This is a genomic window from Corallococcus exercitus, assembly GCF_003611585.1.
In the GTDB taxonomy this organism is placed as follows: domain Bacteria; phylum Myxococcota; class Myxococcia; order Myxococcales; family Myxococcaceae; genus Corallococcus; species Corallococcus exercitus.
In genome coordinates this window covers 1-11,897 of record NZ_RAVW01000312.1, presented here as the reverse complement: position 1 = coordinate 11,897, position 11,897 = coordinate 1, and the positions used below count along the sequence as shown (strand labels likewise).

Annotated in this window: 10 protein-coding genes; 4 read left to right on the top strand and 6 right to left on the bottom strand. The window is 70.8% G+C overall.

Annotated features, from left to right (window positions below):
* The first annotated feature begins 35 nt into the window (after positions 1 to 35).
* Both mutY and D7W79_RS30015 read left to right on the top strand, forming a co-directional pair.
* Positions 36 to 1,166, top strand: coding sequence for an A/G-specific adenine glycosylase (gene mutY / locus D7W79_RS30020; RefSeq protein ID WP_244222048.1), 1,131 nt, complete (start codon positions 36 to 38; stop codon positions 1,164 to 1,166).
* Positions 1,167 to 1,427: 261 nt separating this feature from the next.
* Positions 1,428 to 1,670, top strand: a complete 243-nt coding sequence (locus D7W79_RS30015; protein ID WP_120528805.1) for a DUF2934 domain-containing protein — start codon at positions 1,428 to 1,430, stop codon at positions 1,668 to 1,670.
* A 26-nt stretch (positions 1,671 to 1,696) separates the two neighbouring features.
* On the opposite strand, the gene D7W79_RS30010 is transcribed toward D7W79_RS30015, so the two are convergent.
* The 3 genes from D7W79_RS30010 to D7W79_RS30000 are packed head-to-tail and all read right to left on the bottom strand — an operon-like array spanning position 1,697 to position 7,256.
* On the bottom strand, positions 1,697 to 2,791 hold the full coding sequence (locus D7W79_RS30010; protein ID WP_120528804.1) for a uroporphyrinogen decarboxylase/cobalamine-independent methonine synthase family protein: 1,095 nt from the start codon (positions 2,789 to 2,791) through the stop codon (positions 1,697 to 1,699).
* A 56-nt stretch (positions 2,792 to 2,847) separates the two neighbouring features.
* On the bottom strand, positions 2,848 to 6,363 hold the full coding sequence (gene metH, locus D7W79_RS30005) for a methionine synthase (protein ID WP_120528803.1): 3,516 nt from the start codon (positions 6,361 to 6,363) through the stop codon (positions 2,848 to 2,850).
* Positions 6,360 to 7,256, bottom strand: coding sequence for an ArsR/SmtB family transcription factor (locus tag D7W79_RS30000; protein WP_120528802.1), 897 nt, complete (start codon positions 7,254 to 7,256; stop codon positions 6,360 to 6,362). The genes metH and D7W79_RS30000 overlap by 4 nt, the downstream gene beginning before the upstream one ends.
* Before the next feature lie 99 nt (positions 7,257 to 7,355).
* On the opposite strand from D7W79_RS30000, the gene D7W79_RS29995 reads away from it, so the two are divergent.
* Both D7W79_RS29995 and D7W79_RS29990 read left to right on the top strand, forming a co-directional pair.
* Positions 7,356 to 8,234 (top strand): patatin-like phospholipase family protein, encoded by an 879-nt coding sequence (locus D7W79_RS29995; RefSeq protein ID WP_120528801.1) that lies wholly within the window; start codon positions 7,356 to 7,358, stop codon positions 8,232 to 8,234.
* Between the two features lie 130 nt (positions 8,235 to 8,364).
* The gene (locus D7W79_RS29990) at positions 8,365 to 9,966 is read left to right on the top strand and encodes a S8 family peptidase (protein ID WP_120528800.1); all 1,602 of its coding nucleotides are present in this window, start codon (positions 8,365 to 8,367) and stop codon (positions 9,964 to 9,966) included.
* Between the two features lie 92 nt (positions 9,967 to 10,058).
* Here D7W79_RS29990 and D7W79_RS29985 read toward each other — a convergent pair whose 3' ends face one another.
* From D7W79_RS29985 to D7W79_RS29975, 3 genes are all read right to left on the bottom strand, one after another.
* Positions 10,059 to 10,502 (bottom strand): CoA-binding protein, encoded by a 444-nt coding sequence (locus D7W79_RS29985; RefSeq protein WP_120528799.1) that lies wholly within the window; start codon positions 10,500 to 10,502, stop codon positions 10,059 to 10,061.
* Positions 10,499 to 11,401: a hypothetical protein gene (locus D7W79_RS29980; protein WP_120528798.1), complete on the bottom strand. Its 903-nt coding sequence runs from the start codon at positions 11,399 to 11,401 to the stop codon at positions 10,499 to 10,501. Before D7W79_RS29980 ends, D7W79_RS29985 begins: the two co-directional genes overlap by 4 nt.
* A gap of 83 nt (positions 11,402 to 11,484) precedes the next feature.
* A complete protein-coding gene (locus tag D7W79_RS29975) occupies positions 11,485 to 11,802 on the bottom strand; it encodes a DUF2795 domain-containing protein (protein WP_120528797.1) in 318 nt (105 codons plus the stop codon).
* Positions 11,803 to 11,897: the final 95 nt, after the last annotated feature.

Genomic DNA, 11,897 nt, shown 5'->3' with positions numbered 1-11,897 from the left:
TCCCCGCCCCCGTCTCCCCTGAACGCCACGCGGCCCTGCATGGCCCGCTGCTCTCCTGGTACGACCGGAACAAGCGCGACCTGCCCTGGCGCCGCACCCGCGACCCGTACGCCATCTGGCTCAGCGAGGTCATGCTCCAGCAGACGCAGGTGTCCACGGTCATCCCGTACTGGGAGCGTTTCCTCGCGCGCTTTCCCACGGTGAAGGCCCTGGCCTCCGCGCCCCTGGACGACGTGCTCTCCGGGTGGAAGGGGCTGGGCTACTACTCGCGCGCGCGCAACCTGCACCGCGCGGCGCAGGAGGTGGTGGAGCGCTTCGGCGGAAAGCTCCCCTCCACGGCGGAGGACCTGCTCACCCTGCCCGGCTTCGGGCGCTACACCGCCGGGGCCGTGGCCTCCATCGCGTTTGGCGAAGAAGCGCCCATCGTGGACGGCAACGTGGCGCGCGTGCTGTCGCGCCTCTTCGAGGTGGAGGGCCTGCCCGGGGACCGCGACCGCGAGGCCACGCTGTGGGCGCTGGCCTCCGCGCTGGTGAAGGGCGAGCGGCCCGGGGACTTCAATCAGGCGCTGATGGAGCACGGCGCCACGGTGTGCCGGCCGGAGTCTCCGTTGTGCCTGCTGTGCCCCGTGCGTGACGGGTGCATCGCGTTCAAGAAGGGCCGCGTGGACGAGCTGCCTCCGGCCAAGGTGCGCGCCGCGCCCCGCAAGCTGTTCCTGGCGCTGGCCGTGTGGCCGCACGCGGGCACGCTCCTCTTCGCGCGTCGCGCGGACAAGGGACTCTTCGGCGGCCTGTGGGAGCTGCCCGCCGTGGAGGTGGAGGAGGACACGCCGGAGGCGGAGGCGACGCAGCGGCTGTCCACGACGCTGGGCGCGACGCTCACGCTGGAGGGCACGCTGGACAGCGTGCGCCGGCAGCTCACGCACCGCGACCTCACGCTGCGGCTGTTGCGCGTGACGGGCGACACGCGCCCCTCGAAGTCCGCCGCGTTCCAGGAGCTGCGCTGGTGCACGCCCCAGGAGGCGGAGGCGCTGGGCATGAGCACCGCGATGCAGCGCGCGCTCGACGCGGCGCTGGGCCATGGCGTGATGGGCGCGGATGCCCTGCCCCCGACGCCCTCCGCGAAGAAGACGCCAGGCCGGAGTGCGAAGAAGGCGGCGCGCGGCTGAGCGGGTGCGCGGCTTCGGAGCGCGCGGTGAGCCTCGACGCCAGGAAGGCAGCCGGCCGCTGAAGCGTCTGGCGCCTTTCAATTCGCGGACCGCGCGTACAGGCCCCCTTCGCTGATGGATTTTCCGAGCGGGATGGCCCGTTGGTCCCTCAACACTTCGCGACCTGGGATGTCGCTCCGGCAACCCCGAACGCCGTGGGTCTCTTCCGCGATGCGGGGGTGCGTCCGAAGCTTCAGGCCGCCTTTTCCAGGAGGAAGCCCGATGGCTCGTCAGAACGCGCAGAAGTCGCAACCGAACCCCGCGCCCAAGGCCGCTCCCGAGCGGACCGAAGACAAGAAGCCGGTGGCCGCGGCGAGCGCGCCCACGAACAAGACCGCGGCGCCCACGCAGGAGCAGATTGCCCGCCGCGCCTACGAGATCTTCCAGGCCCGGGGCGGCACGCAGGGCAACCCCGAGCAGGACTGGCACCAGGCCGAACGCGAGCTGCGGCTCGGCCGTCAGTAGTCCGTCGCTTCCGGCCGCCCGCGCTTTCAGTGCGCGGGCGGCAGTCCCTGGAGGGCCGGGCGCTCGGACTCGAGTGCCCGCTTCAGCCGGCGCTGCGACTGCTTCAGCTCCTCCAGGATGCGCTCCGCGTCCACCACCGAGCGCATCGCCAGGCCGCACGCGGGCGTCAGCAGCACCGTGGACAGCGCGCGCGAGAAGCCGATGTCACCCGGCAGCGCCGCCTTCAGCGACGCCTCCACCGAGTCCGCCAGCTCCTCCACCGAATACGTGGACGCCAGGTCCGTGGGGATGACGCCCAGGCTCAGCGTGGCGCCGGAATCCAGGAAGCGCTTCAGCGCGTCCGTCTCCTCCAGCATCGCGTCCAGCGACAGCCGCACGTCCAGCGAGATCAGGTCCGCCTGCGCGTCCAGCAGCACGCCCCAGTCCGTGTTGCCGCAGCAGTGGATGCCCACGAGCGCGCCCTCGCGCTGCAGCGCCACCACCAGGAGCCGCAGCTCCTGCTGCGCCAGCAGGTGCTGCGGGTTCAGCCGCACGTAGGCGTAGAGGCCGGGCTCGTCCAGGTAGAACAGCGGCGTGGTTCCCGTGCGCTTGAGGGCGCGCACCATGGCCAGCGCGCGCACCATCACCAGCCGGTACAGCGCCGCGTCCAGGCCCGGCACCGACAGGACCGGTTCGCCCGTCGCGGTGCGCACCACGGAGCGCACCGTGAAGGGGCCGGACAGCTGCGCCTTCGCGAAGGCGAGCTTGCGGTGCTCCACCTCCCAGAGGAACGGCTTCCACGCGCGGCACGCGTCCGCGGTGGGCTCGAAGGACTCCAGGTCCCCGGAGGCGAGCGCCGCGTCCAGCCGCGCCTCGAAGGCCGCGCGCCCGTTGTTCCACGCGTCCACGTCCACCGTGCAGACGCCGTCCTCGTCGAAGCGCAGGCCCGGCAGGCCCTCCAGCGCGGCGGGGATCATCAGCTCCGACGGATGCCCAACCGGCAGCTGCGGCAGGAACGGGATGTCCATGGCGAGCGCGGCTTGCAGACCCAGTTCCACCTGGGTGTGCGGCAGGCTGCCGATGCCCGTCGTGGCACACGCGGGCAGGAGCTGGACGGCGCGACGGATGGTGGGCGAAGGCATGGCGGCAATCTAACCCGTCCGGCGCGGCAGGGCCCGGGCTTCGGGCCCCCGACGCATCAAGTCACCGAGAAATACGTCGCGTTCGGGTGGTGGAAGACGATGGCGGACACGCTCGCCTCCGGCTCCATCATGCAGCCGTCGGTGAGCTGCACGCCGATCTCCTCCGGCTTGAGCGCGGCGAAGAGCTTCGTCTGGTCCTCCAGCCGGGGACACGCCGGGTAGCCGAACGAGTAGCGCTTGCCGGTGTACTCCGCGCGGAAGCGCTCCAGCATCGTCATGTCCGCCCGGTCCGGGAAGCCCCACATGCTGCGCAGCTGCGTGTGCAGCAGCTCCGCGTAGCCCTCCGCCGTCTCCAGCGCCAGGGCCTGCACCGCGTGCATCTTGAGGAACTCGCCCTTCGCCTTGAAGCCTTCGGACAGCTCGCGGATGCCCGAGCCCGCCGTGGTGACGAACAGCGACAGCGCGTCCACCGGCTTGCCGTTGTGCAGCGGCTTCACGTAGTCCGCCAGGCACAGGCCATTGTCCTTGTCCTGCCGGGGGAAGTCGAAGGACGTCACCGGCTCGCCCGTCGTGCCGTCGAAGAGGAGCACGCGGTCGCCGTCGCTGGCCGCCTTGAAGAACTGGAACACCGAGCGCGCCTGCATCACGCCGCCGCGCAGGAGCGTCTTCAGCTCATCCACCGCCTCCTTCAGAGCCAGCGCCTTGCGCCCTTCCTCCGTCTTCGCGAGCTCCGCCTCCGCCGGCGTCCCCAGTGCGCGCGACGACGTGCGCAGGCCCAGGTGGCGGCCGTAGAGCATCACCGGGTTGATGAACTTCCAGATGTGATCCAGCGGCGTGTTGGTGAGCACGTGCCGCGCGAAGTCCGGCGCGGGCGGCACCGCGTCCAGCACCGGCACCTCCGTGCTGCGCGAGCGGCGCACCGGGGCGGCGGGCGCGGGACGGTCCTTCGCCTCCTGCGCCAGCTTCAGCCGGCGCGCGGCCAGGTCATCCCGCAGCTTCGCGTGCGCGCCCGGCTCCACGATCTGCTTCGCCAGCTCCAGGCCGTTCATCGCGTCCTGCGCGTAGGCCACCGTGCCGCCGCCGTAGGCCGGGGCGATGTTGCGGTCCACGAAGTTGCGGCTGAGCGCCGCGCCGCCCACCAGGATGGGCGTCTCCACGCCCGCGCGCTTCAGGTCCTCCGCGGTGGCCACCATCTGGTGCGCGCTCTTCACCAGCAGGCCCGACAGGCCCAGGATGTCCGGCCGGTGCTCCTTCACCGCCAGCACCAGCTGCTCGGGCGGGACCTTGATGCCCAGGTTCACCACCTGGAAGCCGTTGTTGGCGAGGATGATCTCCACCAGGTTCTTGCCGATGTCGTGCACGTCCCCCTTCACCGTCGCGAGCACGATCTTGCCGCGCGACGCCGCCTGGGTCTTGCTCATGTGCGGTTCCAGGTGACTCACCGCCGCCTTCATGGACTCCGCGCTCTGGAGCACCTCCGCGACGATGAGCTCGTTGGCGCCGAAGAGGCGGCCCACCTCGTCCATGCCCTTCATCAGCGGCCCGTTGATGATCTCCAGCGGCGCCATCTCCTTCATCGCCAGGTCCAGGTCCGCGGTGAGGCCGTCGCGCGTGCCCTCGATGATGTAGCGCTGAAGCCGCTCGTTCAGCGGCAGGCTGCTCACCTGGGCGCGCGCGGGCTTGCGCTCGCGGAAGTGCGCCGCGAAGGGCGTCACCGGATCCGTGCCCCGGTTGTAGATGAGGTCCTCGGACAGCTTGCGCTCCTCCTCCGGAAGCGAAGGGTAGCGCTCCAGCTTCTCCGAGTTGACGAGCGCCATGTCCAGGCCCGCCTGCACGCAGTGGTACAGGAACACGGAGTTGAGCACCTCGCGGCCCGCGGTGGGCAGGCCGAAGGACACGTTGCTGATGCCCAGCACCGTGCGGCACTGCGGGAAGCGCTGCTTGATGAGGCGCACGCCTTCAATCGTCTCCACGCCGCTGCCGGTGTACTGCGCGTCGCCGGAGGCGCAGGGGAACACGAGCGGGTCGAAGTACAGGTCCTCCGCGCGCATGCCGTACTTCTGGGTGAGCAGCTCGAAGCTGCGCTCGGCCACGGCGAGCTTGCGGTCGCGCGTGACGGCCATGCCCACCTCGTCGATGCAGCCCACCACCAGCGCCGCGCCGAACGCCTTCGCCAGGGGGACGACCTTCTCGAAGCGCTCCTCGCCGTCCTCCAGGTTGACGGAGTTGATGATGGCCTTGCCCTGGCAGTACGTGAGCGCCATGGCGATGACCTTCTCGTCCGTCGAGTCGATCATCAGCGGCACGCGCACCTTCTTGACCACCACCTCCAGGAAGTGGCGCATGTCCTCCAGCTCGTCCCGGTCCGGGTTCGCCAGGCAGATGTCGATGACCTGCGCCGCCCGCCGCACCTGGGCGCGGGCAATCTCCGACGCGTCGTCGAACTGGCCCGCGACGATGAGCTCCTTGAACTTCTTGCTGCCGATGACGTTGGTGCGCTCGCCCACGATGATGGGGCGCTGCTCGTCCGTCACCTCCAGGTAGTCCACGCCGGACAGCGACGAGCGCGGCTTCGGCGTCTCCGTGCGCGGCTTCAAGCCCTTCACCATCGCGGCGAGCGACTCGATGTGGCCCGCGTGCGTGCCGCAACAGCCGCCCACCACGTTGAGCCACCCGTTGTCACAGAAGCGCTTGAGCGACCGGGAGATCATCTCCGGCGATTCCAGGTACTGACCGTTCTCGTCCGGCAGACCCGCGTTGGGCACGCACGACACGGGGAACGGGCTCATGGACGACAGCGAGCGGATGTGGTCCGTCATGAAGTCCGGACCCGTGGCGCAGTTGAGCCCCAGGTACAAGAGGTCCGTGTGCTCCAGCGACGTGGCCAGGCTCTCCACGGACTGGCCCGCGAGCATCGTGCCCATGGGTTCAATCGTGCCGGACACCGCCACCGGCAGCTTCCAGCCCAGCTTCTGGAACGCCCGGTCGATGCCCAGCAGCGCCGCCTTCACGTTGCGCGTGTCCTGCGCCGTCTCCACCAGGAGGTAGTCGGAGCCGCCCACGGCCAGCCCTTCGGCCTGCACGGCGAAGTTGTCCACCAGCTCCTCGAAGGTGATGCCGCCCGTGACGCTGATGGCCTTGGTGGTGGGGCCAATGGAGCCCGCCACCCAGCGCATGCGGCCGTCCTTCGCCTCCGCGGCCCTGGCGGCCTTCAGCGCCAGCCGGGACGCGGCGATGTTGATCTCCATCGCCTTGTGCCCCAGGTCGAACTCCGCCAGCACCACCGGCGTGCCGCCGAAGCTGTCCGTCTCCGTCACGTCCGCGCCCGCGGCGAAGTACTTCGCGTGGATGCCCTCGATGATGTCCGGGCGGGTGAGGACCAGGTGCTCGTTGCAGCCCTCGTACTCCGCGCCGCCGAAGTCCGCCGCCACCAGGTGGTGGTTCTGCAGGAGCGTGCCCATGGCGCCATCCAGCACCAGGATGCGCTCGCGCATCGCGGCCTTCAGCGCCTCCACGCGCTGGCCGTGCTCCCCGGGGGGAAGCGGCAGGGGGTGGGCGATGTGGCTCGTCATGACGGTTTGACTCCGGTCAGCAGGAAGACGCGGAAGGGACTGGCCCCGTCGCGCGCGTGCGTCTCGCGGGTGAACGACGTGAAGCCGGCCTCGCGAAGGGCCGCTTCGAGGACTTCGGGCGAAAAGCCCAGGTGCCGGTGCCCCAACCGCTCCAGCACCCACTTCTCTTCGTGCGGCATCAGCTCCAGCACCACCAGCCGGCCGCCGGGCTTGAGCAGCCGCGCCGCCTCCGCCACCACCGCCGAAGGCGATTCCACGTGGTGCAGGCTCTGCGAAATCACCACCAGGTCCATGCGCCCACCGGCCAGCGACAGCCGGTGCAGGTCCTCGCGCAGGAACGTGATGTTCTTCAGTTCGTCACGCAGGGCCAGAGTTCGAGCCTGGGACAGCGCGTCCTCGCTCTGGTCGATGGCCCACACGTGCCGCGCCCACCGCGCCATCGCCCGGCTGAACACGCCCGTGCCACAGCCGAAGTCCGCCACGTCCAGGGGCGGCAGCAGCGACGCCAGCGCGCCCGCCCAGAGGAACCACGACTGGCCGGGCTCCAGGAGCCGCTCGTTGAGCGCCTGCCGGTCCTCCCGGGCGCGCAAGAGGTCGTTGAGCCGCGCCGAGTCCCCCGCCGCGTCCTCCGCCTCGCGGGCCAGCCGGACGAGCGGCCAGCGCGAGTCATCCGACTCCAGCGCCAGCGAGTAGTAGGTGAACCCCGCCTGCCGCTCCTCCCGGATGAGCCCCAGCCCCTTGAGCTTCGACAGGTGGTGCGACACCGACGACTGGGCCACCCCCACCAGCGACACCAGCTCCGTCACGTTCAGCGGCGCCTGGGCCACCAGCCGCAGGATGCGCAGCCGCGTCGTGTCCCCCAGGACACGGAAGGATTGGGAGAGGACGTCCATATCGAGCCATCAACATATATCGATGCTCTGACTCCGGCACAATGGGCCCGGCAACGCATTGCGTTGCCTTGGGTTGCACCCATCCCGTAGAAATCCGGCATGGCGCCCTCCTCCACGCTGCACTCCCTGCTCGACGGCAAGCGGTTCGGGCTGGTCCTCTCCGCGGGCTACTTCGGCTTCTACGGCCACGCGGGCTTCTTGAAGGGGCTGCACGGCTCCGGCCTGAAGCCGCACGCCTACGCGGGCACGTCCGCGGGCGGGATGGTGGCGGCGTACGCGGCGGCGGGCATGCCCATGCCGAAGCTGGAGGAGCTGGTGCTCAGCCAGACGCGGGCCAACTTCTGGGACCCGGACCCCCTTGGCGCGGTGCTCAACGTGGCGTCCCAGGGGCACGGCTTCACGGGGCTGCTCAAGGGCGAGCGCTTCCGGCGCCTCCTCGAGTCCACGCTGCCGGTGTCCACCTTCGAGGACCTGCCGCACCCGCTGCTGCTCACCGCGGCCAACCTCACCCACGGCACGCACCAGGTGTTCACCACCGGGGAGCTGGCCCCGCGCGTCCACGCCACCTGCGCGTACCCGGGCCTGTTCCGCGCGGTGCCGCTGGACGGCCAGCTGTTCTGGGACGGCGGCCTCGTGGACAAGGCGCCCGCGCTGTCGCTCCAGGAGAGCGCCATCGGTAAGGACCTGGACGCCATCCTCGTGCACTTCCTGCCCAGCCGGACGCGCAAGGTGGTGGGCGGCCCCATGGCCTATCCGCAGGGCCTGGCGGCCGGGTCCGCCGCGCTCCGGCGAGACCACTTCCGCCTCCAGCTCACCGTGCTCCAGACGCGCAACGTGCCCGTCTACGTCGTGACCTCCAACCTGCCGCCGGTGACGCCCGCCACCCTGGAGCGCGGCTTCGACGCCCTGGACCAGGCCCGGCTGTCCGCCGAGCGCGCCCTGGCCCGGCCCCCCGTCCCGTTCGAGCAGAGCATCTGAGGGTTTTCGCACGCCCAACGGGTTCAACGAGGGCCGAATAAATCAACAGGACAGAAATAACAGAATAGCCTGATTTGAACGACAGACCGGCGTGGCATGGTGGGGATGCTGTCCATCCCGGAGGAAGTCCATGCTGAAGTCGACGCTGTCCCTGCGCCCCCTGCGTGGCGCGGTCATGGCTGTGTCCCTGCTGGCGTTGGCCCCTGCTGCTGGAGCCGCGCCCAAGCTGGCGCCGCGTGCGCTCGTCGCGAAGCCCACGGGGCGGGAGCTGCCCGCGGGGACGTTCGTGGAGCGGCTGGTGGTGAAGTTCCACGAGGGCAGCCACGTGCGCCTGCGCGGCGACGCGCTGCGCGCCCTCGCCTCCGAGCGGAGCACCGGCGAGCGGGAGCTGCTGTCCGGCCTGCGCCTGGACGGCGCGCGCGTGGAGGCGGACGTGGCGGAGGTGGTGGCGCTGCTGGAGCGTGCGCCGCGCATCGGTTCGCTGGACCGCGTGTTCCAGGCCGAGGAGGCCGCGCTGGACGCGAGCAAGGTGTCCGGCGAGGCGAAGAGCGGCGAGCAGCTGGCGGACCTGAACCTGTACTTCGAAGTACCGCTGCTGCCCGGCACCACCGCGGACACCGTGGCGGACCTGGTGGCGGCGCTCAACCGCGTTTCCAGCGTGGAGACGGCCTACGCGGCGCCGCCCGCGGAGCCGGCGATGGTGAACTTCGCCATGGAGGCGGGGCTGCGCGCGCTGCTGTCGGCCGCGGACCTGCCGCCCACCACGCCGCTGTACCAGGCCAACCAGGGCTACCTCAACGCGGCGCCCTCCGGCGTCAACGCGACGTACGCGTGGACGGTGACGGGCGGCCGGGGCACCAACGTGAAGTTCGTGGACATCGAGGGTGGCTGGCGCACCACGCACGAGGACTTCCCCACGTTCTTCCGCGTGGGCGGCACGCAGTTCAACGACCTGAGCTGGCGCAACCACGGCACCGCGGTGCTGGGTGAAATCATCGGCACGTCCAACGGCTACGGCGTGACGGGCATCGCGAACGCGGCGACGCCGGGCGTGGAGGCCATTGGCGCGCAGAGCACCGCGAGCGCCATCACCAACGCGGCGGCGGCGGTGGGCGCGGGCGGCGTCATCCTCATCGAGCTGCACGCGGGCGGCCCCAACGACGGCACGGCCTGCACGTGCAACACGTCCCAGTGCAACTACATCGCGATGGAGTACTGGCAGGACAACTTCGACGCCATCCGCAACGCCACCGCCAACGGCGTCGTCGTGGTGGAGGCGGCGGGCAACGGCAGCGCGAACCTGGACGCGGCGGCCTACGGCGGCCTGTTCAACCCGGCCACGCGTGACTCGGGCGCCATCATCGTGGGCGCCAGCACCGCCACCACGCGCGTGCCCATGTGCTGGACCAACTTCGGCCAGCGCGTGAACGTGCACGGCTGGGGCGAGTCCGTCGTCACCACCGGCTACGGCGACCGCTTCGGCAGCGCGTACGGCGAGGACCAGTACTACACGTCCACCTTCAGCGGCACGTCCAGCGCGTCGCCCATCATCGTGGGCACCGCGGTCAGCGCCCAGGGCGTGGCGAAGGCCAACGGCCGGCTGCTGACGTCCGTGCAGATGCGCGGCCTGCTGCGCAACAACGGCACGGCCCAGGCCGCGGACTCGCGGCAGATTGGCCCGCTGCCGGACCTGCAGAAGGCGCTGCCCAAGGTCATCTCCGGCAACTACTGAGCCTGACAGAAGGCCGCCGCCCTCCACGCGCGGCCTCGCGGCCCTCCGTGCCCTTCGGGTGCGGAGGGCCGTTGTCTTTCCGGCCGGAGCCGTCAGCGCCCGCTGTAGCGGCGGTGGTCCACCATCAGGCAGCGGTCCTGCACCACGCGGATGCCGGCGGCCGCCAGCTTCCGGGCCGCGTCGTCGTTGCGGATGCCGGACTGGAACCACACCGCCTTGGGCTTCTTCGCGATGATGTCGTCCACGTGCTGGTCGATGTCGCCGGGCCTGCGGAACACGTCCACGACGTCGATGTCGCCCGGGATGTCCACGAGCTTGCGGTACACGGGCTTGCCCAGAATCACCTTCGCGTCCGGGTAGTAGACGGGCACCGGCACCACGTCCACGCCCGCCTTCGCCAGGTACTCCGGCACGTAGTACGCGGGCTGGGCGGAGTGGTCCTCCGTCTTGATGCCCAGCACCGCCACGCGCCTGGCTTCCTGCACCACGCGCTTCACACCCGCGTCGTCCTCGATGAGGTACTCGTCGTGGCTCATGGCCCTTCCTCCTGGAGCATTTCCGCCTGGGACTCGGTGGTGAGCGTCAGCGTCCCGCCCTTCCCAACCGCCTTCACCTTCAACAGGCGGCGCACCGGGATGAACCGGCCCCACGCCACCACCTGCTCGCCTTCACACGTCACGCCCTTCGCAAGCTCCGGTGAGCCGGCCTCCGTCCACGCGGCCCGCAGCTCCGCGGGCGCCTTGGCCGGCAGCGCGTCCAGGCACTTGAGCGACAGCACCACCGCATCGCCGAACGTCGTGGGCCGCGTGCCCTCCACCGTGCGCTCCAGCAGGTAGGCCCGCTCCTCGCCGTCCACGGCCACGAAGTCCACCGCCCACGTGCGCTGGCCCTCCACCAGGTTGCGCTGCAAGAGGCCCGCGTACTTCGCCTCCCACTCGCGGCGCGTGCGCGTTTCCAGCGCCTCCGGGGTGAAGAAGCGCTCCACCTCCGGCAGGCCGGTGCCTTCCGGCGCCACCTGCCGCAGCGCCTCCTGCGCGGCCTCCGGGCCCACCAGCTTCACGAAGGTGCCGTCCGCCGCCAGCTGCATGCGCAGCGTGAAGCGCTCCAGCACGGCGCCGGACAGCGACGGCACGTCCTGCCCGTCATGCACCTGGCGCGGGGTGCGCACGGCCTGGGCCACGCGCCAGCCGCCGTCGGACGGGGTGAAGCGCGTCTCGGTGGTGAACGCGGCCTCGTCGCGCACCTCCGGCTGGCCCTCGCGCTGGAGGGTCTGGGTGGCGCGCACGGATTCGGTGAGGAGGCGGTCCACGGGGGGCTTGAAGTCCAGACGCACCGGCGGCGGCAGCCCCGGCGCGGGGTTGAGCGGCGGATACCGGGACTTGCACCCGGCAGCCAGCGACAGCACGAGACAGCACCACAGGAGACCAGGACGCATGCGCTCGCGAACGCTGGCAGAAAGCCAGGGCGCCCGCGAGCGTCTTGCACCGTTCCGCTGAAGGTGTCACCGCGCGGGCGACACTACGGGTGACGCGTCTCCCCGTTGGAGGCACCCTCGATGCGATCGCGCCCGATGTTGCGACGGTCGCGGTCCACGCCGTCGTCGTCCTTCAGGCCGTTCATCGCGAAGCGACGTTCGGCCTCCGCCAGGTCGCGCAGCACATGCTCGCGCAACATGTACTCCTGCTGCGGCAGGGACTTGAGGATGTTGATGATGTCGACCGGGGCCTCGCTGTCCGCGGCGGCCTCGACGAGTTCCTCACGCGTCGCCGGGTACTCCACCCCATCCAGATGCGGGGTGATGGAGCGCGCCGGATCCTCCGCCTTTCCGTAAGCCATCGTGCCTTCCACCTTTCTTGCGCCCGGGCGTCCATGCCCGAGCGTCCATCCAGGGAACAACGTGGGGATGACGCCCGCCCCGGGCCACCCTGGCC